At 34.2% G+C, this 25,955-nt stretch carries 22 protein-coding genes; 6 read left to right on the plus strand and 16 right to left on the minus strand.

The features are described 5' to 3' along the window. Positions 1-46 precede the first annotated feature (46 nt). The 8 genes from AC1RRN_RS17975 to AC1RRN_RS18010 all read right to left on the minus strand — a co-directional run bounded on the left by AC1RRN_RS17975 (position 47) and on the right by AC1RRN_RS18010 (position 12,016). Positions 47-685, minus strand: coding sequence for an NAD(P)-dependent oxidoreductase (locus AC1RRN_RS17975; RefSeq protein WP_492968626.1), 639 nt, complete (start codon positions 683-685; stop codon positions 47-49). A 198-nt stretch (positions 686-883) separates the two neighbouring features. Beyond that, positions 884-1,165 carry a F0F1 ATP synthase subunit delta/epsilon gene (locus AC1RRN_RS17980; RefSeq protein WP_492968627.1) on the minus strand — a complete coding sequence of 94 codons (282 nt, stop codon included), beginning with the start codon at positions 1,163-1,165 and terminating at the stop codon, positions 884-886. A gap of 81 nt (positions 1,166-1,246) precedes the next feature. Then, complete coding sequence (gene atpD / locus AC1RRN_RS17985; RefSeq protein WP_041520300.1) at positions 1,247-2,758, minus strand: F0F1 ATP synthase subunit beta; 1,512 nt, start codon at positions 2,756-2,758, stop codon at positions 1,247-1,249. Between the two features lie 233 nt (positions 2,759-2,991). Then, on the minus strand, positions 2,992-4,563 hold the full coding sequence (locus AC1RRN_RS17990) for a G-D-S-L family lipolytic protein (RefSeq protein WP_492968628.1): 1,572 nt from the start codon (positions 4,561-4,563) through the stop codon (positions 2,992-2,994). Between the two features lie 93 nt (positions 4,564-4,656). Then, the gene (locus AC1RRN_RS17995) at positions 4,657-7,449 is read right to left on the minus strand and encodes a TonB-dependent receptor (RefSeq protein WP_492968629.1); all 2,793 of its coding nucleotides are present in this window, start codon (positions 7,447-7,449) and stop codon (positions 4,657-4,659) included. 304 nt (positions 7,450-7,753) lie between these two features. Continuing rightward, complete coding sequence (gene glmS, locus AC1RRN_RS18000) at positions 7,754-9,601, minus strand: glutamine--fructose-6-phosphate transaminase (isomerizing) (protein ID WP_492968630.1); 1,848 nt, start codon at positions 9,599-9,601, stop codon at positions 7,754-7,756. Positions 9,602-9,610: 9 nt separating this feature from the next. Beyond that, entirely contained in the window at positions 9,611-11,188 is a 1,578-nt protein-coding gene (gene bamH, locus AC1RRN_RS18005; RefSeq protein ID WP_492968631.1) for a BamH family beta-barrel-assembly machinery protein, read from the minus strand. Between the two features lie 21 nt (positions 11,189-11,209). Next, positions 11,210-12,016 (minus strand): glycogen/starch synthase, encoded by an 807-nt coding sequence (locus AC1RRN_RS18010; RefSeq protein ID WP_041520305.1) that lies wholly within the window; start codon positions 12,014-12,016, stop codon positions 11,210-11,212. 78 nt (positions 12,017-12,094) lie between these two features. Here AC1RRN_RS18010 and panC point away from each other — a divergent pair, with 78 nt between their 5' ends. The 5 genes from panC to AC1RRN_RS18035 all read left to right on the plus strand — a co-directional run bounded on the left by panC (position 12,095) and on the right by AC1RRN_RS18035 (position 18,038). Beyond that, entirely contained in the window at positions 12,095-12,973 is an 879-nt protein-coding gene (panC, locus tag AC1RRN_RS18015; protein ID WP_492968633.1) for a pantoate--beta-alanine ligase, read from the plus strand. 14 nt (positions 12,974-12,987) lie between these two features. Next, positions 12,988-13,338, plus strand: coding sequence for an aspartate 1-decarboxylase (gene panD / locus AC1RRN_RS18020; protein ID WP_026984155.1), 351 nt, complete (start codon positions 12,988-12,990; stop codon positions 13,336-13,338). 200 nt (positions 13,339-13,538) lie between these two features. Next, positions 13,539-14,693 carry an alpha/beta hydrolase gene (locus tag AC1RRN_RS18025; protein WP_492968634.1) on the plus strand — a complete coding sequence of 385 codons (1,155 nt, stop codon included), beginning with the start codon at positions 13,539-13,541 and terminating at the stop codon, positions 14,691-14,693. Next, on the plus strand, positions 14,693-16,054 hold the full coding sequence (gene radA / locus AC1RRN_RS18030; protein WP_026984157.1) for a DNA repair protein RadA: 1,362 nt from the start codon (positions 14,693-14,695) through the stop codon (positions 16,052-16,054). Before AC1RRN_RS18025 ends, radA begins: the two co-directional genes overlap by 1 nt. A 19-nt stretch (positions 16,055-16,073) precedes the next feature. After that, a complete protein-coding gene (locus AC1RRN_RS18035) occupies positions 16,074-18,038 on the plus strand; it encodes a transglycosylase domain-containing protein (RefSeq protein ID WP_492968636.1) in 1,965 nt (654 codons plus the stop codon). Positions 18,039-18,111: 73 nt separating this feature from the next. Here AC1RRN_RS18035 and AC1RRN_RS18040 read toward each other — a convergent pair whose 3' ends face one another. From AC1RRN_RS18040 to AC1RRN_RS18050, 3 genes are all read right to left on the minus strand, one after another. Beyond that, positions 18,112-19,149, minus strand: a complete 1,038-nt coding sequence (locus AC1RRN_RS18040) for an aldo/keto reductase (protein ID WP_492968637.1) — start codon at positions 19,147-19,149, stop codon at positions 18,112-18,114. 164 nt (positions 19,150-19,313) lie between these two features. After that, the gene (locus tag AC1RRN_RS18045) at positions 19,314-20,258 is read right to left on the minus strand and encodes an OmpA family protein (RefSeq protein WP_492968638.1); all 945 of its coding nucleotides are present in this window, start codon (positions 20,256-20,258) and stop codon (positions 19,314-19,316) included. Positions 20,259-20,430: 172 nt separating this feature from the next. Further along, the gene (locus AC1RRN_RS18050; protein WP_492968639.1) at positions 20,431-21,192 is read right to left on the minus strand and encodes an exodeoxyribonuclease III; all 762 of its coding nucleotides are present in this window, start codon (positions 21,190-21,192) and stop codon (positions 20,431-20,433) included. A gap of 120 nt (positions 21,193-21,312) precedes the next feature. On the opposite strand from AC1RRN_RS18050, the gene AC1RRN_RS18055 reads away from it, so the two are divergent. Further along, positions 21,313-23,115, plus strand: coding sequence for a GNAT family N-acyltransferase (locus AC1RRN_RS18055; protein ID WP_492968640.1), 1,803 nt, complete (start codon positions 21,313-21,315; stop codon positions 23,113-23,115). A 58-nt stretch (positions 23,116-23,173) separates the two neighbouring features. Here the strand turns inward: AC1RRN_RS18055 and AC1RRN_RS18060 are convergent, their stop codons facing one another. The 5 genes from AC1RRN_RS18060 to AC1RRN_RS18080 all read right to left on the minus strand — a co-directional run bounded on the left by AC1RRN_RS18060 (position 23,174) and on the right by AC1RRN_RS18080 (position 25,872). Beyond that, positions 23,174-23,440 carry a TM2 domain-containing protein gene (locus tag AC1RRN_RS18060; protein ID WP_492968641.1) on the minus strand — a complete coding sequence of 89 codons (267 nt, stop codon included), beginning with the start codon at positions 23,438-23,440 and terminating at the stop codon, positions 23,174-23,176. Between the two features lie 204 nt (positions 23,441-23,644). After that, on the minus strand, positions 23,645-23,908 hold the full coding sequence (locus AC1RRN_RS18065; RefSeq protein WP_492968642.1) for a TM2 domain-containing protein: 264 nt from the start codon (positions 23,906-23,908) through the stop codon (positions 23,645-23,647). Positions 23,909-23,986: 78 nt separating this feature from the next. Then, the gene (locus AC1RRN_RS18070) at positions 23,987-24,265 is read right to left on the minus strand and encodes a TM2 domain-containing protein (RefSeq protein WP_492968643.1); all 279 of its coding nucleotides are present in this window, start codon (positions 24,263-24,265) and stop codon (positions 23,987-23,989) included. Between the two features lie 19 nt (positions 24,266-24,284). Beyond that, complete coding sequence (locus AC1RRN_RS18075; protein ID WP_492968644.1) at positions 24,285-24,710, minus strand: DUF805 domain-containing protein; 426 nt, start codon at positions 24,708-24,710, stop codon at positions 24,285-24,287. 217 nt (positions 24,711-24,927) lie between these two features. After that, positions 24,928-25,872 (minus strand): 2-hydroxyacid dehydrogenase, encoded by a 945-nt coding sequence (locus AC1RRN_RS18080; RefSeq protein ID WP_492968645.1) that lies wholly within the window; start codon positions 25,870-25,872, stop codon positions 24,928-24,930. Positions 25,873-25,955 lie beyond the last annotated feature (83 nt).

Genomic DNA, 25,955 nt, shown 5'->3' on the forward strand with positions numbered 1-25,955 from the left:
AAACAAACAGCAGGCTTTATGTCGCCTGCTATTTTTAATTTGATTATTATATTGCGCTTATAAATGGTGATTTTCTGCTATACTTAGATTCCAGCATTTCGTTTATCATAAACCTGGCAATATCATCTGCGTTTATTTTATCTCCCAAACAATCTTCTAAACTTACAGCGATTTTAGCCGTTTCATCTGTAAACTCAATAAACGGAACCCGAATTTGTGTCCAATTCACGTTGCTTTGTTCTAATAAATCATACGCTTTTTGTCGGTCTTCCTGAATTACCGGAAAGTTCGTTTTCATCCAGTTAGTTGCCATTTGTGTTTTAGCGCTTTTTTTATCAAAAGGCGTATCAATATTTAGTCCGGCTAATAAAACATAGCGCTGAATTCCGTACTTATTCATTACTTGTAGAATATTCCTTGTAGCTGCACATGCCACAAGCGACTCGTCTTTGCGTTGTCCAACAGTACTTAAAACGGCCTGACAATCCTTCAGTAATAACTTGATGGAATTGAGATCAAGTGCATCTCCTTGAATAATTTCGATTTGTGAACTTTGAATGGTAAAACTCTCAGGATTTCTAAGCAAAAGTTTTATGCTAAATCCTTCTTTCAATAACTGGTTTACAAGATAATTTCCAGTTCTTCCGCCACCGCCTAAAACGGCCACTTTATTTATATTTTTCATTTGTATTCTTTATAAAATTTGACATAAATATTTTACGCCTTATCTTCCTGATAAAGCGAAATAATAAAAGCTTACTGTGCTTTTATGATACGATCAATATTTTATAAAGAGATTCTAATAATTCAAATATACGGATTTTAGTAAAACAAAAAAGCCAAACATTTCTGTTTGGCTTTTTAAACTTATTTTAAAATTGTCTTAGTCAACTAATACAATAATTTTATTGTCTTTCATTTCGATAGTACCTGACGTAATCTCTAATGTATAGGTTTGGTCATTTACTTTCGTGAATTTACTCGCGACCTCTTTAGAAAAATTGAAACCTGAAGCTACAATTTTAATAGTTCCTTTTTCTAGAATAGAAACAATAGGCGCATGATGATTCAATATTTGAAAGCTTCCATCAACTCCAGGCAATGTAACTGATGTTACTTCTCCTGAAAATAATTTTGCTTCTGGTGATACTATTTCTAAAATCATTTTTTTTGAGTTATGAGTTATAAGTTATGAGTTATAAGTGAGCAGAAACTCATAATTTATAACTCATAATTCATAATTATATTAAGCTTCAGCCAACATTTTTTCTCCAGCTTCGATAGCATCCTGAATAGAACCTTTCAAGTTGAAAGCTGCTTCAGGAAGATGATCTAACTCACCATCGATAATCATGTTGAATCCTTTGATAGTATCTTTAATGTCAACCAAAACTCCAGGAATACCTGTAAATTGCTCCGCTACGTGGAAAGGTTGAGATAAGAAACGTTGAACACGACGTGCTCTTGAAACTGATAATTTATCTTCTTCAGATAACTCTTCCATACCTAAAATCGCGATAATATCTTGCAATTGTTTGTATTTTTGAAGAATCTCTTTTACTCTTTGTGCACAATCGTAATGCTCATTTCCTAAAATTTGAGGAGTCAAAATTCTTGAAGTAGAATCTAACGGGTCAACCGCAGGATAAATACCTAACTCAGCAATTTTACGAGACAATACAGTTGTAGCATCTAAGTGAGCAAATGTTGTTGCTGGTGCCGGGTCAGTTAAGTCATCCGCAGGAACGTAAACCGCCTGTACAGATGTAATAGATCCTTTGTTTGTAGAAGTAATACGCTCTTGCATAGCTCCCATCTCTGTTGCCAAAGTTGGTTGGTATCCTACTGCAGAAGGCATACGACCTAAAAGTGCTGATACCTCAGAACCTGCTTGTGTAAAACGGAAGATGTTATCAACGAAAAACAATACATCTTTACCTTGATCAGTTCCAGCTCCATCACGGAAATACTCAGCGATAGATAATCCTGAAAGTGCCACACGTGCACGAGCTCCAGGAGGCTCATTCATTTGTCCGAAAACGAAAGTAGCTTTAGACTCTCTCATTCCTGGCATATCTACTTTAGATAAATCCCATCCTCCATTTTCCATAGAGTGCATGAAATCATCACCGTATTTAATAATTCCTGACTCTAACATCTCACGAAGTAAGTCATTTCCTTCACGTGTTCTTTCACCTACTCCTGCGAATACTGAAAGTCCACCGTGACCTTTTGCGATATTGTTGATCAACTCCTGAATCAATACTGTTTTACCAACACCGGCACCACCAAACAATCCAATTTTACCTCCTTTTGCATAAGGCTCAATCAAATCGATTACTTTAATACCTGTGAATAAAACTTCAGATGAAGTTGATAAATCTTCAAATCTTGGTGCTGGTCTGTGGATAGACAATCCATTGTCACCATCTTTTGGTAAGTTTCCTAAACCATCGATAGCATCACCAATTACGTTAAACAAACGTCCGTAAACATCTGCTCCAACTGGCATTTTGATTGGGTTTCCTGTTCCAACCACTTCATAACCTCTGCTCAAACCGTCAGTTGAGTCCATCGAAATGGTACGCACCGTGTTTTCACCAATGTGAGATTGTACTTCTAGAACTAACAATGTTCCGTCTTTTTTTGTGATTTCTAATGAATCATAAATTTTTGGAAGTTCAACATCTTTACCGTTGAAAACTACGTCAACTACTGGTCCAATGATTTGAGCAACTTTTCCTATTACTTTTGACATTACTTATGTATTTATTAAATAGCTATTTAGGTTTATCGAAAATACCTCTTTTTTCAGAGCGCAAAGATAATTTTTTAAAATATAAAATCAATTTTTTTTTCATAAAAAATACTACGATTTTGTTTGATTCCTAAAAGACAGGCCTCAAATATCTAAAATGGCAATTTTTTTAGAAATAAAAAAAGCCACTACATTTTAGAAATGAGTGACTTTCTTACTAAAAAAAATTGGCTTTATTGAATTACTTGCGGAAACTGAATTGGATATAAAGCCAAATCAACATGACGCAATGTTGAACCATATTTTGCATTAATTGCGTCTATAAAGTTATTCGCAATTAAACCGTAACCTCTTGCACTTGGATGTACTCCATCTAAAGAGAATGCCCCTCCCGTAGCAAATGAAGACGACATAGTGAAATTTCCAAATCTAATTCCACCACTTGCTAATTGTGTTAAGATTGCTTTTGTATCAACAAAAGCTAAACCTTTTTCTTTAGCAACCGCTTCAATTGTCACATTATAAGCATCTGTCGCTTTTTTAACCTCTGCAGTTTCAGTTGGAATCAATACATGTTTATCTTGTAGTGGATAAGTTATTCCAAATTTATCTAAAGGAGCGGGCGGTACAATTCCTACACCAGAATTTACAGCCGTAGGAGCAGTGCCAATGTCCGGTCTTGTTGTTAAAACTACCAAATCTGTTGCTTTAGCTTGTCGGGCCTGTCCAAATACAGCACCATAAAAAGCTGCAGTCTGCGCCCCTAATGTTGGAGTAAATGCCGCTGTTAACTGTGCTGATAAATTTGTCAAACTCTCATCTTTTATTAAAAGTGGAAGATTTGTAGCTGTTTCAGACAACAAATTAATTCTGTCTCCCGCGTTAAAAGCAGTTAATACTTGTTTTAACGGACCGTATAATTGAGTATTCAATGCTTTTATTGTTGCTTTACCAACAGCTTCATTTCCACCCCCAAGTATTTTTGGTGTAAGCGGATTATATGGAACAGTTGTAAAATAAGGCAATGCCGTAATGTATGGCAAATTTGCCACAACACCTTTTGCACCTTTAGCAGTAAGTCCCGTAACTAAATTATTATACACACTTGCAAATACAGTCGGATCTGTAATATCATTTCCTCCATATGTCGTGGGATTCATATTTCCTGTCTGGTCTTTTCCTATTCCACCTGAAGTTGCATAGGACAAAACGTCATTTCCTCCAATAAATAAAGAGAAAAACGTTGGATTTTGAGCAATTGCATCTGCTAAAACCGAAGTCCCCGGTGCACTGGAAAATCTGGCAAAATATGGATTCGCCAATCCTGCCTCTACACCTGCAACATTTCCATAACCCGCAGCTAGTAAATGAAAACTTTTTGCACCCGGAACACCTAAATTACCAAACGTACCTGTAAGATGAGCTGTAACTTCAGTTGTTGGTTTTCCCGTCACATTTACAGGAGTCTGAGTTTCTCCAACAAAATATAAACGTGTCCCTGCAATAACTTTTCCTCCTAAAAGCAATCCTCCAATATTATCATTCATATATGGTGTTGCAAAAGCTCCTCCTCCGGCTGCAACAAATTGTTGTGCCAAAATATTCGTATAAGCTCCTTCCTGCCCTTTTTTAAAGAGCGCATTATCACTATAACCCGCCGCAAAAGAATCTCCGAGAGCTACATATTTAGTAAAAACTGCAGACCCTGGAACTACTGGCACTTCTACAGGTGCATCACTATCATCATTATTACACGCCATAAAGGTTAAAGAAACCAATAAAAGCCATTTTATATTTTTTTTCATGTCATTTTAAGTTTAAAATTATTACTTCTTTACCTATTTATTTCTTTGAAACAAATAGAAAGAAACCCTCTTCATCTAATTCACTACTTTTAATTATGGATTAATTGTCCAGGAAGCAAACCACATTTGACCGATTGCTCCAGCACCAATTACCTGAAGATAATCTTTTCCGAAAAGGTTAGTTGCTCCCACTTTAATAACTGATTTAAGTTTTGGAATACCATAATTAATCTGAGCGTCAAGAACTGTGTTTTCAGGAATCATACCATCTCCGAAAGAAGATTGCCATAAGTATTCTGTATTCCATCTCACATTCACATTAAATCCTAAATTTTCAATCACTTTCGCATTTCCAAGAGAAGCTTTAATTCTGTGCTTTGGTGTATTAAATCCTGCTATAAAACTTGGATCTTCTGATTGATCAAAGTCAAATTGAGCGTAATTGTAATTCACTCCTAATTCAAAATCTTTATATACTTTTTTAGATAAACCAACTCCAAAACCTAATGAAGAAACTTCGGCAGTTGTATTTGTATATACTTGATAAACTCTTCTGTCTCCAAATGCTAATGCCTGATAAGTCTGTTGTACTGCAGGATTAGAAGGATCTGTTCCTACTGTTCCATAATAAGGAGAAATTACTCTCGCAGTATTCATGAAATCATTATAAATATTATAATAAGCATTTAAGTCAATCGATAAGTCATTTTGAACTACTGAACGGTATCCTATCTCAAAAGCCTGAACCTGCTCAGGTTTTACTAAACCAATATTAGCAACTTTAAGATCCCCAGGATTTGCAGAAGCAGCAAAAGCCTGAACAGAAGCTACTGTATATGCATTATGATAAGCATTTTGACCTGACATCCCAATAGTTGCTGGCTGTCCTGCAATTGTTTGTCCAGCCGGACTTACATTTACAGTTTCCTGAAAACGATCTAAATTTTCAGCAGCAGAACCAATTAACGCAAATGGTCCTAGATCTAAACCGATATACTGATCTTGTGTTGTTGGGTTACGGAAACCTGTTTGATAAGACAATCTGAAGTTATGTCTTTTAGATTCTCCGGCAGAATATACAAATGAAACTCTTGGAGAAAGATTACCGTCAAAATTCTGGCTTTTATCATAACGTAATGATCCTGTAAATTTCAAACGATCATCCATGAATTTCTTTTGTAATTGTGCATATGCACCATACTCTTTATATTCAATTGGACCATCGTAATCTGTAAAGATTGTACCTTCAGAATCCATTATATATTTTCTCCAAGAACCTCCCACCTGAACTTCTGCCCATTTAATCATATCTCTAAAATTATAATTTACATCAGAGTGATATAATTTAGAATGATCTATAAATTTAGCTCCCTGAGTTAAATCAGGATTAGATATTACTGTTTTAAGAGCGTTATTAAATTGAGCTGATCCCGGTTCGAATCTTGCAGAACCAGTTGGCTTAGGAATAAACGAAATAGCAGCTGGCAGTACATTATAGTCTGCAAAATTTCTTGCTATTGCAGCAGATTCATTTGCATTCGTTCCCATAACAGCCCCAGAATATTGGTATGCCGTTGCATAATTTGTAAACCACTCCTGATCTGATTTTGCTGCTCTGTTTACGTTCCAGGCAGCAAATCTCATATCATATGAATTTCCTGCATCTTCATCTGTTGTATATACTCTTGCAAAAAAGTTTTTCCCTTTTACTTCGATTTTTGCTTGTTGCATCATAAAATCCTTCAATGCATATCTATTTGCTCCTTGGTAAATTGTACTACCTAAACCAATTTTATATTGCAAAATAACTTCTGTATCATCCTTAAAAGGTTTGATGTGTGCAGAGAAATCTGCTTTAATATTTTTAACTTTATTATCTGTTAAATCTTGTTCACGATATCCTGTTCTACTAACTTGTCCTACGTTCGGAATAAAAGTAGTAACCTCATCTCCATAAATATTTAATCCGTCATAATTTTGATTCATTGCATGACCCTCAGAACCTCCAGTCATACTTCTTTTATCAGCAGCAATCCATTCAGAAGCTTCCATATAGGTGAAATTTGCTTTTAATGCAAAATGCTCGGTGAAAGCTTTTGCAGCTCTAATACCAAAATCATTATAATCATTTGTTCCAGCAGCATCCTGGCTCGTTTGACCATATTTATAATAAATAGTAATTCCTTCATTTGTAAAAGGGCTTTTACTATTCATAAACATAATACCATTAAAAGCATTTGCTCCATAAAGTGCAGAAGATGCACCGGGTAAAAGTTCCACATTTGCCACATCGATATCAGAGATACCCACTAAGTTACCTAATACAAAGTTCAATGCCGGTGATGAATTATCCATTCCATCAACCAATTGCATAAAACGCGTATTAGCCACAGTAGCAAAACCACGTGTATTGATTGATTTAAAAGAAATACTGCTGGTATTAAAATTTACTTCTTTTAAATTTTCTAAGCCATCATAAAAAGTTGCTGCAGTTGTATTCTTGATTTCCTGAATACCCATTCTTTCAATAGTTACGGGAGATTCAATTACTCTTTCAGGGGTTCTGGAAGCCGAAACTACAATTTCATCCAACTTAGTTTCTTCATCTTTCAGAACTACATCAAATTTTTGATTTAGTGATGTAACACTAATTGTTTTAGTCTCAAACCCTACCGCTGATACTTTAATTGAAAAAGGTGGTTTTGCAGTAGTGTTTAATTTAAAAGTACCGTCAAAGTCTGTCGAAGTTCCAGTTGAACTTCCGACCACATTAACGTTGGCACCAGGAATAGATTGTTTGTTACTATCGGTAACAGAACCAGTAATTGTATTCTGCGCAAAGGATACTCCGCAGAAAAACAACATAATTAGCAAATACACTCTCATGTGGGTTAGTTTTTGGTTAGTTTATCTAGCCAAAATACAAATATTTTTGATATTAATAAAAAAACGTTAAAAAAAATTAATATAACGCAGGTTTTTTGTTAGTATTTTAACTTTTTCACATTGAGTTTTATTAAATTAACAGCAACAACAAAGCATTTCAAATCTTAAATAGTATGCATACATATAAAATTTAAGAGAAAAAATGAAGATTTAATAAAAATAGAGGGGTTAGAAAAAAAATTTGACAATAAAAAAAAAGCGAGACAAAAATCTCGCTTTTTTAACATATTGTATAGTTATGTACTTATTCTACAGTAACAGATTTAGCTAAGTTACGTGGCTGGTCAACATTACAACCTCTCATTACAGCAATATAATAAGAAAGCAATTGCAATGGTATTGTAGTAATTAAAGGTGACAATGCATCCGAAGTTTCAGGAATCTCAATTACATAATCCGCTAATTCGCGAACTTGAGTATCTCCTTTAGTAACTACTGCAATGATTTTTCCGCTTCTTGATTTAATTTCCTGAATATTACTTACAATTTTATCGTAATGACCTTGTTTAGGCGCAATTACAATAACTGGCATATGTTCATCAATTAATGCAATTGGTCCATGTTTCATTTCAGCAGCAGGATACCCTTCAGCATGAATATAGGAGATCTCCTTCAGTTTCAAAGCACCTTCAAGAGCAACCGGGAAATTATATCCACGACCTAAATACAAACAATTTGGCGCATCTTTAAAAGCTGCAGCAATTTCTTTCGCTCTATCATTTGTTTCTAAAGCTTCAGCTACTTTCTCAGGAATTATTTCCAATTCTTGTAAGTAAGTATGAAAATCAGTATTTGACAAAGTCCCTTTCGCTTTTCCTAATCTTAAAGCAATCATAGTTAAAACTGTGATTTGAGTAGTAAAAGCTTTAGTTGATGCAACTCCAATTTCTGGCCCCGCATGTGTATAAGCACCTGCATGACTTTCTCTTGAAATAGAAGAACCTACAACATTACAAACACCAAATACAAAAGCACCATTTTCTTTTGCCAATTTAATAGCTGCCATTGTATCTGCCGTTTCTCCAGATTGAGAAATTGCAATTACAACGTCATCCTTATTAATAATTGGGTTTCTATATCTAAATTCAGATGCATATTCCACTTCAACAGGAATACGGGTGAATTCTTCAAAAATATATTCTGCTACCAATCCTGCATGCCATGAAGTACCACAAGCAACAATCAGAATTCGTTTAGCATTTAAGAATTTTTCAAGGTTATCTTCTACACCAGCCATTTGAACAATTCCTTCATTTGCATGAAGTCTTCCCCTGTAAGTATCTTTTATAACACTAGGCTGCTCATAGATTTCTTTAAGCATAAAATGATCATAACCTCCTTTTTCAATTTGCTCCAAATTCATTTGAAGCTCCTGAATATAAGGATCTACTAAAGAGTCATCTTTTATTTTTCTAACTTTAAGAGGCTTATGCAATCTAATGTTTGCCATTTCACCATCTTCAAGATAAATTGCATTTGAAGTGTATTCAATAAAAGGAGAGGCATCAGAAGCAATAAAATATTCTCCCTCACCAACACCAATAGCCAAAGGGCTTCCTAGTCTTGCTGCAACAATTTCATCAGGATTTTTTTTATCAAATACAGCAATTGCATACGCACCTACTACTTGATTCAAAGCAATTTGCACTGCTTTTCCTAATTTTATACCTTCATTTTTTTGAACCTCTTCAATCAAGTTCACTAAAACTTCAGTATCTGTATCCGATTTAAAAGTATATCCTCTTTTTATTAATTCTTCTTTGAGTGGAGCATAATTTTCTATAATTCCGTTGTGAATAATCACTAATTCACCCGAATTAGAAAGATGCGGATGTGAATTTACATCATTTGGAACTCCGTGGGTTGCCCAACGTGTATGTCCAATTCCAATTGTTCCGTTTGTCGTAAAACCGTCTTTTGCTTTAGCTTCAAGATCCGAAACCTTACCTTTTGTTTTACAAAGTTTAACGCCTGAGTTATCATATAACATAACACCTGCACTATCATATCCTCTGTATTCGAGTCGCTTTAATCCTTTTATAATAATAGGATACGCCTCTCGATGGCCGATATATCCAACAATTCCACACATATATATTTATTAATTTGGTTTCGTGTAGTAAACTTCAAGTCTCAGTCTCTTATCCTCCGGAATACTCGCTTTACTTCCGTATAATATCGTTCCTAACGGACTCATAACCGAACCTCTTGGCGCTTCTGAAATAACGCTATTTTTTAATTTTAATTTATTAGAAGTTGCAATATCAATACTTTCTGTTACAACCAAACCTAATTTTACATTTACAGCAGTAGCATCTTTTATCAGATTTCTGATATGATTAGTTATTCTAACCTTATATGATTTTCCACGTTTAGTAGTTGCATCGACCTCTAAAAGTCCGCCAAAAATATATCTGGTTGCTTTAGGATCAGTACCTGCAAATCCACTAGTTCCGTCAGTATAATCTATTAATGGAACATTATTTGTTAAATCATACAAATACACTCTTTTTGGTTCGTCAGCAGCTCCCATTTTTTGAGAATCAACATAAAACACCAAATTTGCTTCATTTACAATCCATTTGTTTGTTCTAATTTCTGCCAACTTAGTTGCAAAATTAGAAAGATCAATAACAGCAAGTGATCCCTGGCCTCCTTTTAAATAAAGGTTTTCATCACCATTAGTGTTATCAGGATTCTTTATCGCAGTATCATAATTTGCATTTTTAGTGTCATTAAGTAAACCAGCAGTAGCTCCAGCTAAATTAATGACCAGCGATTTATCTTCTTTAGCATCTCCATCTGTTGTAATTGCAGTTTTAGCTTTGTATTTAATCGTTATTTTACCTTTAGTAAAATCCAAAAGTGCCATATTACTGTCCGTAGTAGCCGCTGATTTTTCCGTTTTAAAATACAATCCTCTAAAATACTCCTGAAAAGCATCAGCATTGGCAAGTTTTGTAGCAGCAGCTTTTAAGATTTTATCCGAAAAAAAAGTCGTATTCAAATTCAAACGCATTTCTGGTGCAACCAAAGTTGTTGTCTCTTTCCCATTTGCATCTGTCGTTACATCCTTATACTCAGTAGAAGCAAAATAGAATTCATCATTTTGCAATTTACTAGTAGCATCATTCAAACGATTTGGATTTATAAAATTTTCAAAATCAGTTTTTTGATCTGTATAATACAATTGAGCTAATTGCGTTCCGTTATTAATAACCGTGCTACGCATCTGAACTCCTGATTCATAAACGCTTAATTTCAGTTTTCCATTTGTTGCTCCATAAATAGAATCTAACTCATAAACATGTGTTCCATCTGTATTTGTGGTTGTTATATGACTGAAATAGGGTATGCTAAGCACCACACTTTGTACTTCTGGTTCTTCGCCAATTGTTGGCGCATATTCTGCCAAAGTAAGTTGAGTAACAAAATTACTATTTGTAGTTCCAAGAACAGGATTATCATAAATACCTAATCCATTAATTGCCAATCCATTTGACTGAACAGGAGTTACTTCCTGATTATATGCCAAAACATCATATTTTTCACCCTGAAGGTCAAAATGATTATCTCCGATTAAATCATCACCAATCGCATTAAAATCTTTATCGCAAGAATATAAAAGAACAACCGTTGCAACTAATAGAATTTTCTTAATAAAAGAAGTATTATACATGTTTAATAATAAAGTTAATTTTTAAAGACCCATTGTTTTATAGAAATTTGTATACGCTTCAGCGAATGCATCTTTCGTGGCGAAAGGTAAAAAAGGTTTTCCTGAAGATTCTATAAATTTTGTTAAACTTGGAGATACGTTTTCAGACGCTATAATAACAGCATCAGAATGCAATATGCTGGCCTTTAAGATATTTTCGTAATTAGGTGTTTCTAAATCAGCAACTGACTCATGTGGTACGCCGTCAAATTTCACCTTGTTAATCATTTCTAAATCTAAATTTTCATCAAAAGACTGACCGTAAACAGAAGTCACAATTTTAGTTTCAGAAAATAAGGCTTCGTTTTTATAATAGTGTTTCATATAAATCGGCAACATAGCTGCCAACCAACCATGAACATGGATTATATCCGGAACCCAGTTTAATTTTTTCACTGTTTCAACAACTCCTTTTGCAAAAAATATTGCTCTTTCGTCATTATCAGGATATAAAACTCCCTCTTCGTCAGCAAAAGTTGCTTTACGCTTAAAATATTCATCATTATCGATAAAATAAACCTGAATTCTTTCTTTCGGAATTGAAGCTACTTTAATAATCAATGGCATATCTAAGTCATTCACTACCAAATTCATTCCTGAAAGTCTAATCACTTCGTGTAACTGGTGTCTTCTTTCGTTGATATTCCCATATCTAGGCATGAAAATTCTTATCTGACCTCCTTGATCGTTAATCATTTTAGGAACGTCATAAGACATTAAAGAAACCTCATTTTCAGCCAAATAAGGCACGACTTCAGATGATACATATAATATCCTCTTATCTTTCATAATAGTATTTTACTTAATTTTTGGTAATAAAAACGTTGCAAAATTACAAAAATTTATGCAGTTTATAACTAATATATTATGTTTGCACTAAATTTTAATAATACCGCCATGCATATTTTCTACGGTAAAGTAGCTTTGATAGCTTATTTAAAAACTATCAAAACCACAAATTCAACTATCGGATTTGTACCAACAATGGGCGCTTTACACCAAGGGCATCTGGCTTTAATGCAACGATCTCTTAAAGAAAACGATGATACAGTTGTTAGTATTTTCGTAAACCCTACCCAATTTAACAATCCTGAAGATCTCGCAAAATACCCAAGGACACTTGAAGAAGATGTTAAAAAAATGCGAGGTTTAAGTGACAAAATGATTTTATATGCTCCTTCTGTAGAAGATATTTATGAAGGACATACGATTTCGCAGGATTTTGATTTTGACGGATTGGAAAATCAAATGGAAGGAAAATTCAGACCCGGACATTTTAACGGAGTTGGAACTATTGTAAAACGATTATTTGAAATCGTGACTCCAACAAATGCCTACTTTGGTGAAAAAGATTTTCAGCAACTGCAGATCGTTAAAAAGATGGTCGAAAAAAATCATATGCCGGTAAATGTTGTTGGCTGTCCTATATATAGGGAAGAAAATCAGCTGGCAATGAGCTCCCGCAATGAACGCTTAACTACAGAAGAACGAAAAGAAGCTTCTATCATTTATAAAACATTAATGGAGGCCAAAGAAATATTCAAAACAAAAAGTCCTGAAGAAACGATAGAATTTGTTAAAAATTCTTTCGAAGACAATCCAAAATTTGAACTTGAATATTTCGTCATTGCTGACGAATCCACATTATTACCTATAGAAAACAAAATTAAAGATAAAAACTATCGTGCCTTTATAGCAGTATTTGTTAATTCTATAAGACTGATTGACACCATTTCATTAAATTAATTTACCTTTGCAGCATGCAAATTCAAGTTATAAAATCTAAAATTCATCGTGTAAAAGTAACTGGAGCTGATTTAAATTATATCGGCAGTATTACTATTGACGAAACATTACTGGAAGCCTCAAATATTATTGAAGGTGAAAAAGTATCTATTGTAAATATCAATAATGGCGAACGTTTTGAAACTTATGCTATTAAAGGAGAAAAAAATTCAGGAGATATTACGCTGAATGGTCCTGCTGCTAGAAAAGTTCAAAAAGACGACATTATAATCATTATATCATATGCTACCCTGGATTTTGAAGAAGCCAAAACCTTCAAACCATGGATCATTTTCCCTAATGAAAACGATAATTCGTTAACTTAAGTTTTCCTTTTACACTTTATCTTCCCAATTATTTGTCAAAATTATTTTTGCACAAACAGTATTTCTTTGGTCTAAAATCAAAATAGATTTTGAGCCAAAAGTCATTGCTTTTTAAAATTCTACTGTAAGAAAAAAGCAAATAAAGTATTATATTGCTACATTATTTCAATACTTTTTAATTTACTGAAATGCCACAAATCATGAAAAAAGCTTACCTACTGTTTATTTTAGTGTCAATTTCTTCATTTGCCCAGAAAAAATTCGACAACATTAAATCTGAAAAACTTGGAGAAGAAAGAAGGATAACCATCGGACTTCCCGCTTCTTACGAAGCTAATCCTGAAAAAAAATATCCTGTTCTCTATTTATTAGACGGCGACTATTTATTTGACCCATTCTCTGGTGCCGTAAGCTACGGATCGTATTGGGGAGATTTACCGGAAATGATCATAATTGGTGTTCATCAAAATAAAGATGAAGAACGTTATGATGACACTACAATTGATCAAAATACAGGATTACCTTTTGAAAAAGGTGCTGAATTCTTCGAATTTATTGGCGGAGAATTACTTCCTTACATTGAGAAAAAATACCGTACCGCTCCTTTCAAAATTATCGCTGGTCATGATGTTACAGCCAGTTTTATCAATTTTTATTTATACAAAGAGCAACCTCTTTTTAACGGCTATATTTGTTTGAGCCCAGAACTTGCTCCTAAAATGGAAATTCGTATTCCGGAGAAATTTGCTAAAGTAACAGAACCTTTCTTTTATTATTTATCTGCAGCAGACGGAGATATTAAAAAAATCAAAGAACCTATAGAAAAACTGGACAGCAATATTAAAATCGCTAATAATCCGTTAGTGAATTATAAATATGATGTATTTAAAAACACAACGCATTATACTGAAGTTTTACACTCTATTCCGAGTGCTTTATACCAGATATTTGAAGTGTTCAGACCAATAAACACCACAGAATTCAATGATAAAATTGCTGTTTTACAATCTGGTTATGCCGATTATCTTGAAAATAAATACAATGTTATGTCTAAGGTTTTAGGCGTACAGATTCCGGTTAGAATGAGTGATTTCAAAGTAATTGAAAACCTTATCTTAAAAAGAAATGCTTACGATGAATTAGGAAAAATGGCCGAAATTGGAAACGTAAACTATCCAAAAGCAATGCTGGGAGAATATGAATTAGGATTGATGTATGAAAAAATGGGTGATCCGAAACATGCTTCAAAAAAATATCAAAATGCTTCGCAAATGGAACCAATTGGCGATTTGAATAAGGATTTGATGTATGAGAAAATTGATGAAATGAATACACTTGCAAAAAAAACCAAATAATGTCAAAAGTTAAAACTTCCTTTTTTTGTCAAAATTGCGGAACCCAATATGCCAAATGGCAAGGGCAATGCAATGCCTGCAAAGAATGGAATACTATTGCCGAAGAAATCATTCAAAAGCAGGAAAAAGTCGCCTGGAAAAGCGAACCAACCTCAAGTACAAAAGCACCAAGACCTTTAAAGATTAACGAAATTGATTCGGCTCAGGAAATCCGAATGGATACAACTGATGGTGAATTGAATCGTGTTTTAGGAGGAGGAATTGTTCCTGGTTCTTTGACGCTTTTAGGAGGTGAACCGGGAATAGGAAAAAGTACACTTTTACTTCAAATTTCATTAAAATTACCTTATAAAACTTTATATGTTTCTGGTGAAGAAAGTCAGAAACAAATAAAAATGCGTGCGGAAAGAATTACGCCAAACAGCGACAATTGCTACATTCTGACAGAAACGAAAACGCAAAATATCTTCAAACAAATTGAAGCTATTCAGCCCGAAATTGTTATTATAGATTCTATTCAGACTTTACATACAGATTATATTGAATCAACTGCCGGAAGTATTTCTCAAATTAGAGAAACTACTGCCGAGCTTATCAAATTTGCTAAAGAAACCAATATTCCGGTTATTTTAATCGGACATATTACTAAAGATGGAAATATCGCCGGACCAAAAATTCTGGAACATATGGTCGATACCGTTTTGCAATTTGAAGGCGATCGAAATCATGTTTACCGCATTTTACGTTCGTTGAAAAACCGTTTTGGCTCCACTGCCGAATTGGGAATTTATGAAATGTTAGGAAGTGGTTTACGAGAAGTAAGTAATCCGTCAGAAATATTGATTTCACATAAAGATGAAGAAATGTCCGGAACTGCTATTGCCACTACAATGGAAGGCATGCGTCCGTTAATGATCGAAATACAATCGCTTGTAAGCACTGCCGTTTACGGAACGCCTCAACGAAGCACAACAGGTTATAATGCAAAAAGACTAAATATGATTTTGGCTGTTTTAGAAAAAAGAGCCGGATTTCGTTTAGGCGCCAAAGACGTTTTCCTGAATGTAACGGGCGGAATTTCTGTTGATGATCCTGCAATTGATTTAGCCGTTGTTGCCGCAATTTTATCTTCGAACGAAGATATTCCGGTAACCAAAGGATTCTGTTTTGCCGGCGAAGTTGGACTTTCTGGTGAAATTCGCCCTGTAAATCGTGTAGACCAGCGTATTCAGGAAGCTGAAAAATTAGGATTCAATACTATCTTTGTGTCCAAGTACAATAAAATCGCCTTAAAAAATACCGGAATCAAAATTGAGCTTGTGGCAAAAATTGAAGATGTAGCCAGTATTTTATTTGGTTAATTTTTTACAAACCTACTTTATGAATTTTCCAAAACAAAAAATATATAAAGCACTTTTAATACTTGCCCTGGTATTAGCAGTGCTTTTTTCAGGACTTTACTTTTTTCGTGATTCTCTTTTAAAACAAGCCATTGCCAAAGTAACCCACAAAATGGCTGTCGATTACAACAGTTCTTTTTCAGTAAAATCAGCTTCGTTTGATGGTTTGTCTACTATTAAATTAACGGATGTTATTCTTGTTCCAAAAAATGCAGACACGCTTTTTCACATCCATAAAATAGAAACCAGCATTAGTTTATCCAACTTATTGATTGGTGATGTTCAGGTTGGAACTTTAAAAATCAATAACGGTTATATTCAATTTGTAAAAAAGGGAAAAGTTCGAAATTTTGATGCTTTTCTAAAAAGAGACAAATCGGATTCAGATACTAATGAAAAACGTAAATATGCAACTTTTGCCTATCGAATCATTTCAAAATTACTGAATTTGGTCCCAACCGACATGAATTTAGAAAATCTGAATTTCAGAATTGATGATAACGGCAAAAAAGCCTCAATTTCAATTAGCAAGCTCGTTTTAGACAACAAACAGCTCGAAACCAATCTTCATGTGCAAAGTAAAGATTTTGATCAGCGCTGGAACATAAAAGGTTTTGCCGATCCAAGAAACAAAAAAGCAGATATTCGATTTTTTAATCTGGATACCGGCGCCATTCGTGTTCCCTATTTGGACGAGCGTTATAATCTAAAAGCAAGTTTTGACTCTATTCGACTGAACGTTGAAAACATTGATAAAGATGGAAGCGAATTACATATTGACGGCTATACTTCGATTACCAATTTAAAAATCAATCACCCGAAAATTGCCAGCAAAGACGTCGTGATCAAAAACGCCCGCTTTGATTATCGCTTTTTATTGGGAGATGATTTCATTTCAATTGACAGTACTTCGACAATGCAGTTGAATAAAATAAAAGTAAAACCTTATGTTTCGTATAATACTGAAAAAGATACGGTTTATACTTTGAAAGTTAATATTCCGAAAATGAAGGCGCAGGATTTTATTGTTTCCTTGCCAGACGGATTATTTACCCACTTTCAGGGAATGGAAGCTACCGGAAATTTCGATTATAAACTGGATTTCAAATTCAATAAAAACAAACCGAATACTTTAGTTTTTGACAGTAAGCTCAACAAAGAAGACTTACGAATCACGAAATATGGAGAAGCCAATCTGAACAAATTAAATGGAGAATTTGTCTATCGTGCTATTATTCAAAATGTATTGCAACGCCCGATTTTGGTTGGAAATGCAAATCCGAATTACACGCCTTTAGACCAGATTTCTCCTTATTTGAGAAAATCGGTTTTAACAACGGAAGATCCGTCTTTCTTTTCGCATCGTGGTTTTATCAATGAAGCTTTCAAACAGTCGATTTTAAAGAACATTAGGACTAAAAAATTCTCGCGCGGCGCCAGCACGATTAGCATGCAATTGATTAAAAATGTTTTTCTGACTCGTGAAAAAACGGTTTCGCGAAAACTGGAAGAAATTTTATTGGTTTATATTTTGGAAAATAACCGAATTGTAAGCAAAGAAAGAATGTTGGAAGTTTATTTCAACATTATCGAATGGGGGCCAAATGTATACGGAATTGGAGAAGCAAGTCATTTTTATTTCCAAAAACCTCCCTCAGCCCTAAATGTAGACGAATGTTTGTATTTGGCTACAATCATTCCGAAGCCAAGAAAATTCATGTACCAATTTAATGATCAGGGCAACCTACGAGATTACGCCGTAAAGAATCAGAACTTCCTGAAGAATTTAATGTTTCGTCGTGGTTTGTTAATTCCTGAAGATACTATTGGTCAATTACCTGTTTATATTTCTGGAAATGCCCGATCTTTAATTAAGATAAAAGCACCTGATTCAACTGCGGTTCAAATTGATTCACTAGCAACGGATGATGAATTTGATTTGTAATGATTTGCCACTAAGGCACTAAGACACAAAGCTTAGTAAATACTTTGTGTCTTAGTGCCTTAGTGGCAATTTCTTATGGCGCCGGATCAGGAATAATTGCCTGAACTTTCTCAATCTCGTTTAAGATTTCTTTTGATAAAACGATATCAATCGTATCGATATTTTCTTTTAATTGTTCTAATGTTGTAGCGCCGATAATCGCACTTGTTAGAAACGGCTGTTGCAACACAAAACCCATTGCCAATTCTGTCAATGTTAATCCGTTTTTTTTAGCAATTTCCTGATATAATTTAGTTGCTTGTGTACATTGCTCGCTAGCGTAGCGGGTATATTGCGGGAAAAGTTTAATTCTCGCATTTGGATGTTCTTCTCCGGTTAAGAATTTACCCGTCAAAGTTCCAAATCCTAATGGAGAATATCCCAGTAAACCCACATTTTCATGCATCGAAACTTCTGCAGAACCAACCTCAAAAAGACGATTCAATAAATTATACGGATTTTGAATCGTTTTGATTCTTGGCAGGTTTTGATATTTGCTTTCTTCTAAAAAGCGCATCATTCCCCAGGCGTTTTCATTAGAAACCCCAATATGTTTTATTTTTCCTTCTTTAATTAAACCATCAAAAGTTTCCAAAACTTCCCTGAAATTATCTTCCCAAGGATCATTCTGAACTTTAAAAGCACGTTGTCCGAAAGTATTTGTTTTTCGTTCCGGCCAATGCATCTGATACAAGTCAATATAATCTGTTTGGAGACGTTTTAAGCTATTTTCTACCGCATATTTAATACTTGCAGGCGAGAAATCCAGTTTTTCGCGCATATAGCCAAAATTAGCATTTGGGCCAGCAATTTTTGATGCCAAAACTACTTTTTCACGGTTTCCTGATTTCTTAAACCAGGTTCCAACGATTTTCTCAGTGCTACCGTAAGTCGCTTCACTCGCCGGAACCGAATACATTTCGGCAGTATCAAAAAAGTTTACGCCTCTTTCAAGTGCATAATCCATTTGGGCATGCCCTTCAGCTTCTGTATTTTGTTGCCCGAAAGTCATCGTTCCGAGACATATTTTACTAACTTTTATATCGGTGTTGGGTAAAGTTGTGTATTTCATTCTTTTCTTTTAAGGTTCAAAGTTGCAGAGGTTCAAAGGTACAAAGGTAAAATTCAAATGAAAATTCTACAGAAGTTAAAAAAAGAATAAGGTTTTGGAAACCTTGCAAAAAAAAGGCCCAAAGTTAAAAACTCTGAGCCTTTGCATCTTTGAACCTCTGTACCTTAATTTATACTATTAAGCATCTCAGCGATTTCATCTAATCTTGGTGTCAGAATGATTTCAATTCTGCGGTTTTTTGCTTTTCCTTCCGGAGTGGTGTTACTTGCCAACGGAGAAAATTCGCTACGACCTGCAGCTGTCAAATTCTGTTTGTTGATTTTTTTGTTTTCGCCTAAAATATTTACAATTGCTGTAGCTCTTTTAGTCGATAAATCCCAGTTGTCTGCAATTGGACCAGAACCTGCATACGGATCGTCATCTGTGTGTCCTTCAATTAATACGGAAAGATCCGGATTGTCTCCCAAAACTTTTCCTAATTCTACGACCGCTTTTCTTCCTTCAACACCAACAGCCCAGCTTCCTGAATTAAAAAGCAATTTGTTTTCCATAGAAACATAAACTTTTCCGTTTTTTTGTTCTACTGTCAAACCTTTTCCTTCAAAACCATTTAAGGCTTTAGATAAAGTTTCCTTCAATTTTTTCATTGCTGCTTCTTTCGCGGCGATCATGGCTTCAAGTTCGTTTAAGCGGCTTGCTGTTTTATCTAAACGTGCTTGTTCTTCGGCTAATTTTTTAGATTTTGCTTCTAACTGCGCCAGCAATTCGCGGTTTTTAGCCATATTGCTTTCTAATGCATCATTACTGTTTTTCTCTAATGCATTATAAGAATCCTGTAATACTTTGTATTTTTTTTGCTCGGCAGCTAAATCTGCTTTTTGTTTTGCAAGATCGTCTTTTGTACTTGCTAAATCCTTGGTTAATTTATCACGATCTAATTCTAACTGATTTTTAGCTGTTTTTAAATCAGCATTTTCATCAGTGATGGAACGATTTTCTTTTTTAAGATCTGAATATTTGCTTTCAAGATCGTTGTAGATTTTCTTGGATACACATGAAGTCATAGACATCGCTACAACTAGTAATCCGACTGAGGCCTTTTTAATCATTTTACTTTTTGGTTTTATTTGGAGGGTTTTAATAATTCAAAATTTCTTGTATTCAACGAGAGTTTCCTTAAAAGTCAAATCTCGAAATGTGTCAGGATAAATTCCAGGACAACTCTTTAATAGCAATTCCTCATAAATTGCTATTCAATCTTAACAAGAACAATACCAAATTTTAGTCAATTTCAACTAAAACCGGACAATGGTCTGAGTGTATGGCATCTGGCAGAATAACAGCACGTTTTAATCGATGCTCCATAGAATCGCTTACCAAATTGTAATCGATACGCCAACCTTTGTTATTTCCGCGGGCTCCGGCACGATAACTCCACCACGAATAATGGTGAGGATCTTTGTTGAAATGACGGAAACTATCAATAAATCCAGATTTCATAAAACCGTCAAGCCATGCACGTTCTGCCGGTAAAAATCCTGAAACTGTTTTATTACGAACCGGATCATGAATATCGATTGCTTCGTGGCAAATGTTATAATCGCCACAAATAATTAGATTCGGAATGGTCAATTTCAATTCATTGATATAGTTTTGAAAATCATCCATAAACATAAACTTATGGTCTAATCTCTCAATATTTGTCCCTGATGGAAGATATAAACTCATTACAGAACAATCGTCAAAATCGGCGCGAAGGTTACGACCTTCAAAATCCATATGATGAATTCCGGTTCCAAAAACGATATTATTAGGTTTTATTTTAGAAAGTATCGCTACACCGCTATACCCTTTTTTGGTTGCCGGATAATAATATTGAAACGGATAGCCGGCAGCCGTGATATCTTCGACCGGAATTTGTTCCTGAGTCGCTTTTATTTCCTGAAGGCAAATTACATCAGGGTTCGCCTGCTGTAGCCATTCAATAAAACCTTTAGTTATTGCTGCACGAATTCCGTTAACATTATAAGAAATAATTTTCATCAGTGTATTTTTTTTAGGATTCCAAATGTAATAAAAAAGTGGAAAGTTTGCGTTTGAATCAACGAAAAGTAGAGTTTTTTGTTATCTTTGTTCGCTGCTCTAATAAATTAAAAATAGTACATGGGTTTAGTTACCGCGAAAGAAGTTGCAAAGGCAATAAATGTTGATAAGTACGGAGTTTTCGGTACTTTTTCTGGCTGGATTCTTATGAAGGTTCTTAAGATCTCTACCCTTAATAAAATTTACGATCACAATAAACATTTAGAGGATGTTGCGTTTTTAAACGGGATTTTGGATGAGATGGAAATTAAATTTGAAATTCCTGAAGAAGATTTAAAACGTTTACCTAAAGATGGCGCATATATTACAATCTCTAATCATCCGCTTGGAGGAATTGATGGTATTTTACTTTTGAAATTAATGTTGGAAAGAGAACCAAATTTCAAAATTATCGCCAACTTTTTATTACACCGAATTGTTCCGCTTAAAAAATACATTATGCCTGTTAATCCTTTTGAAAATCATAAGGATGCAAAATCAAGCGTGGTGGGAATCAAAGAAACTTTACGCCATTTAAGTGACGGAAAACCTTTAGGGATTTTTCCTGCCGGGGAAGTTTCGACTTATAAAGACGGAAAATTAGTAGTCGACAAACCTTGGGAAGAAGGCGCTTTGAAGTTGATCAGAAAAGCAAAAGTTCCGGTTGTACCGATTTATTTCCATGCTAAAAACAGCAAATTATTCTACTGGCTTTCTAAAATTGACGATACTTTGCGTACTGCAAAATTGCCATCTGAATTGTTAACTCAAAAAGATCGTGTAATTAAAGTTCGTATTGGTAAACCGATCTCAGTAAACGAACAAAACGAAATCGAATCGTTTGAAGACTATTCAGAATTCTTAAGAAAGAAGACTTATATGCTTGCGAATCCTTTTGAAAAGGATAGTAAATTAATTGATACTGCAAGCTTAAAAATACCAAAAGCGCCTAAAAAAATTGTAACGCCGGCAAGTGAATCAAAAATGATTGCTGAAGTCGATGCTTTAAGAAACAGTGATTGCCGTTTGCTGCAAAGTAAAAATTACGAAGTCTTTTTTGCAAGAGCGAAATCTATTCCGAATGTGTTGCATGAAATTGGTCGTTTACGCGAAATTACATTTCGTGAAGTAGGTGAAGGAACCAATGAATCTATTGATATTGATAAATTTGATCAATATTACCACCATATGTTTTTGTGGGATGATGAAACTAAAAAAATTGCAGGTGCCTACCGTATGGGATTGGGTGCCGAAATTTATCCTAAATACGGAATCGAAGGTTTTTACCTGAATGATCTTTTTAGATTCGAACCTGAATTGCATGATATGATGCATAAATCGATCGAAATGGGTCGTGCGTTTATCGTAAAAGAATATCAGCAAAAACCAATGCCTTTATTCTTATTATGGAAAGGAATTATTCACACAACATTACGTCATCCGGAACATAAATTCTTGCTAGGTGGTGTAAGTATCAGTAATCAATTCTCTGATTTCTCTAAATCATTGATGATTGAGTTCATGAAATCAAATTATTACGATCCTTATATTGCGCAATATATTCATCCAAAGAAAGCTTATAAAGTAAAATTGAAAGATGCTGATAAAGACTTTATTTTTGATGAAGCCGAATCAGACTTAAATAAATTTGATAAAATCATTGACGAATTAGAGCCTGGGAATTTACGTTTGCCTGTTTTAATTAAGAAATACATCAAGCAAAATGCACGTGTTGTAGCTTTTAACGTCGATCCTTTATTCAACAATGCAATTGACGGCTTAATGTACATCAGAATCGCCGATATTCCGGAGAGCACAATGAAACCTGTTATTGAAGAATTTCAAATAGAATTAGAGCGCAAATTATCTGAAAAAGAAGATTAGATTGCAAATTTGATATAAAAGAAAACCCGTTAGCATTTACTAACGGGTTTTTTATGTTTTAGAACCAGGGTTTTCTACCCACTTGGTAAGTTCGATAAAATTCTTCATCCGTTTTTGTCAGGTAAATAATTCCTTCTATAAGCCCCATCATGCCTCCAATTCCGCAGGTTACAATAGTTAAAACAATCTGAATAATTCCTTCTTTTGTATAACCCAAATAAAATTTATGAACCCCAAGCGATCCTATTATAATTGCCAGAATTCCAGCAGTAACTTTTTTATTTTCAGGTTTTACAATTTTTAATTCCGGTGTAGTGTTTTCCATTTCCTTAACTGATAAAATTTAATATTTCTAATTAACATCAATAAGTTCACCTATTTAACAAACTTATTCTAAGCGCAAATTAGATTTTAAAAAAATTAAAAATTAACCATAAAGGCCACTTTTATATTAGATAAAGGCATTTTTAGAACAAAGCAAACCGTAAATAAAAAATCCCCTTCTTTCGAAAGGGATTCTTTTTATGTTTTAGAACCAGGGCTTTCTACCAACCTGATACGTTTGGTAAAACTCTTCGTCTGTTTTTGTCAGGTAAATAATTCCTTCTATTAGGCCAATTATAGCACCTACTCCGCACAAAAGAGTTAAAAGAATCTGAAGAATTCCTTCTTTGGTATATCCTAAATAAAATTTATGAACTCCCAAGTAACCTAATAAAATTGCAAAAATCCCTGATACAACTTTTTTATTTTCTAGTTTAGCTGCTCCAAACTCTGATTGTGTATTTTCCATATGCTTTAATTTTAGTTTTAAATTATTAAAAAGAAAAAATCCCATCGGCCAATGGCAAATGGGATTTCCGTATATGTTTTAGAACCAGCCTTTTTTTCCAACCTGATAGGTTTGGTAAAAATCTTCGTCTGTTTTGGTTAGGTAAATAATTCCTTCTATAAATCCAATTATGCCTCCAAGTCCACAAGTAACAATACTAATTACTAATTGGATAATTCCTTCCTGAGTATAACCTAGTATAAATTTATGAATCCCTAAATATCCAAATACTAAAGCCAAAACGCCTGCTAGTACTTTTTTATTTTCTTGTTTTGGTGCAGCTGGGGTATTCCAAGCCTCTGGTTTTGTAGTTTCCATCTTTTATTATGTTAATAAATTATTGTAATTCAACGTTTCCGATTTCATTGATTTCTTCAATCTCACTTTTTGGATCTGTTCCATAATAGTTTTCACCAGAATCTCCTTCAGTGAATAGTAAAACCAGTATCCAAATAGGACCAACTAATGGTATCATAGCAACAAAAATTGTCCATCCACTTTTACCAATATCATGCATTCTTCTAACCGCAACAGACAAAGAAGGAACCAAAGTAGCAAGAGAGTAAAGCACAAGCAATCCGCAAGCTAAACCGACAGCCAGAGGGCCATTAGATGTAATAGCATACAATACCACTCCTAAAATTATAAGCAAGAAAAAAATAACCGTTGTAGCTAAACGAAAATACCAATATTCACTTCTTCTAGCTCTTCCAGTGAAGTCGGCATAGTTTTCAAAAACTGCTTTTTTGTACCATTCAATCATAATTAATAAAAAATTAGTTAGTTAAACCCTACTCTATTTAGGATTTTCGGCTACTCCTGTCTAAAAATTTTGTTAAAAATTTTCCGAACAATATTAGAAAAAAATAATCTTAAAAACTAATTCCGAATATTACTTTTAAAGAAAAGACTTGTTATTAAAAACCAAATTGATGATACTGAAAAATTATAACTCTTTAAACCTTAGCAATATTGGGACATTAGACATAAATCGCTTTGATTTTATCTACAATAACCTGTGCTAAACGTTCATGACTTTCAAAGGTCCATCCTGCAATATGCGGAGTCAGCAAAACATTTTTAGCGTCTAATAAGTATTGAAAAGCTTCTGGCGTATTTTTATCCTGAAAAAGTGTTTCGAAAGATAATTTCTCATATTCCAAAACATCCAAACCTGCTCCCAGAATCTTTTTAGACTTCATAGCTTCAACTAAATCTGCTGTAACGATATTTTTGCCACGCGAAGTATTAATAATCCAAAATGGCTTTGCAAATGCGTTTATAAAATCGGCATTTACCATTTTATCCGTTTGCGGTGTCCACGGAAGATGTAAACTCAAAACATCTGTTCTTTTTTGTAATTCAGCCAGAGAAACTTGTTGAGCATTTTCGTCGCCTACATTATCAAGAATATCATAACACAAAATATCAACTTCAAAACCGCGAAGTTTTTTGGCAAAAGCTTTTCCCATATTCCCATAACCAATAATCCCGACTGTTTTTCCGTCCAATTCATGACCACGATTGCTTTCACGATTCCAGTGTCCGGCTCTTATTTCGGTGTCAGCCTGATTTAAATTATTGAAAAGTGATAAAATTACACCCAAAGAATGTTCTGCAACAGCGTTGCGATTACCTTCTGGAGCGGCAATTAAGTGTATGCCTTTTGTTTCGGCGTAATCACAATCGATACTTTCTAAACCCGCACCAACTCTGGCAATAAACTGTAAATTGGCTCCTTTATCTAAAAAAGTTTTATCAATTTTAAAACGACTTCTGATTACGATTCCGTTATAATCCTGAATTTTAGCTTCAATTTCTTCTTTCGAAGATTTAAAATCGGCGTGGTTTTCAAAACCTGCTTCTTCAAGTTGTTGCCAAAGTATTGGATTGTTGCTGTCGATATGTAGAATTTTTGTGCTCATAAAATAGATTTAATAAGCACAAAAATACAGCTTATTATTTATTACTAAATGTTAGAAAGTTTCAAGTTTAAGGTTTCAGGTTT

This window comes from Flavobacterium sp. GW821-FHT11G01, assembly GCF_058808175.1.

What these genes read in the sequence shown, in the direction of transcription:
- AC1RRN_RS18050 (WP_492968639.1), bottom strand. Translation starts at nt 21,192, where the DNA reads ATGAAAATTATTTCTTATAATGTTAACGGAATTCGTGCAGCAATAACT.
- AC1RRN_RS18010 (WP_041520305.1), bottom strand. Translation starts at nt 12,016, where the DNA reads ATGAAAGATAAGAGGATATTATATGTATCATCTGAAGTCGTGCCTTAT.
- atpD (WP_041520300.1), bottom strand. Translation starts at nt 2,758, where the DNA reads ATGTCAAAAGTAATAGGAAAAGTTGCTCAAATCATTGGACCAGTAGTT.
- panD (WP_026984155.1), top strand. Translation starts at nt 12,988, where the DNA reads ATGCAAATTCAAGTTATAAAATCTAAAATTCATCGTGTAAAAGTAACT.
- glmS (WP_492968630.1), bottom strand. Translation starts at nt 9,601, where the DNA reads ATGTGTGGAATTGTTGGATATATCGGCCATCGAGAGGCGTATCCTATT.
- AC1RRN_RS18035 (WP_492968636.1), top strand. Translation starts at nt 16,074, where the DNA reads ATGAATTTTCCAAAACAAAAAATATATAAAGCACTTTTAATACTTGCC.
- AC1RRN_RS17995 (WP_492968629.1), bottom strand. Translation starts at nt 7,449, where the DNA reads ATGAGAGTGTATTTGCTAATTATGTTGTTTTTCTGCGGAGTATCCTTT.
- AC1RRN_RS18075 (WP_492968644.1), bottom strand. Translation starts at nt 24,710, where the DNA reads ATGATTGAATGGTACAAAAAAGCAGTTTTTGAAAACTATGCCGACTTC.
- AC1RRN_RS18025 (WP_492968634.1), top strand. Translation starts at nt 13,539, where the DNA reads ATGAAAAAAGCTTACCTACTGTTTATTTTAGTGTCAATTTCTTCATTT.
- AC1RRN_RS18080 (WP_492968645.1), bottom strand. Translation starts at nt 25,872, where the DNA reads ATGAGCACAAAAATTCTACATATCGACAGCAACAATCCAATACTTTGG.
- bamH (WP_492968631.1), bottom strand. Translation starts at nt 11,188, where the DNA reads ATGTATAATACTTCTTTTATTAAGAAAATTCTATTAGTTGCAACGGTT.
- AC1RRN_RS17975 (WP_492968626.1), bottom strand. Translation starts at nt 685, where the DNA reads ATGAAAAATATAAATAAAGTGGCCGTTTTAGGCGGTGGCGGAAGAACT.
- AC1RRN_RS18040 (WP_492968637.1), bottom strand. Translation starts at nt 19,149, where the DNA reads ATGAAATACACAACTTTACCCAACACCGATATAAAAGTTAGTAAAATA.
- AC1RRN_RS18055 (WP_492968640.1), top strand. Translation starts at nt 21,313, where the DNA reads ATGGGTTTAGTTACCGCGAAAGAAGTTGCAAAGGCAATAAATGTTGAT.
- panC (WP_492968633.1), top strand. Translation starts at nt 12,095, where the DNA reads ATGTTTGCACTAAATTTTAATAATACCGCCATGCATATTTTCTACGGT.
- AC1RRN_RS17990 (WP_492968628.1), bottom strand. Translation starts at nt 4,563, where the DNA reads ATGAAAAAAAATATAAAATGGCTTTTATTGGTTTCTTTAACCTTTATG.
- AC1RRN_RS18060 (WP_492968641.1), bottom strand. Translation starts at nt 23,440, where the DNA reads ATGGAAAACACTACACCGGAATTAAAAATTGTAAAACCTGAAAATAAA.
- AC1RRN_RS18045 (WP_492968638.1), bottom strand. Translation starts at nt 20,258, where the DNA reads ATGATTAAAAAGGCCTCAGTCGGATTACTAGTTGTAGCGATGTCTATG.
- AC1RRN_RS17980 (WP_492968627.1), bottom strand. Translation starts at nt 1,165, where the DNA reads ATGATTTTAGAAATAGTATCACCAGAAGCAAAATTATTTTCAGGAGAA.
- AC1RRN_RS18070 (WP_492968643.1), bottom strand. Translation starts at nt 24,265, where the DNA reads ATGGAAACTACAAAACCAGAGGCTTGGAATACCCCAGCTGCACCAAAA.
- AC1RRN_RS18065 (WP_492968642.1), bottom strand. Translation starts at nt 23,908, where the DNA reads ATGGAAAATACACAATCAGAGTTTGGAGCAGCTAAACTAGAAAATAAA.
- radA (WP_026984157.1), top strand. Translation starts at nt 14,693, where the DNA reads ATGTCAAAAGTTAAAACTTCCTTTTTTTGTCAAAATTGCGGAACCCAA.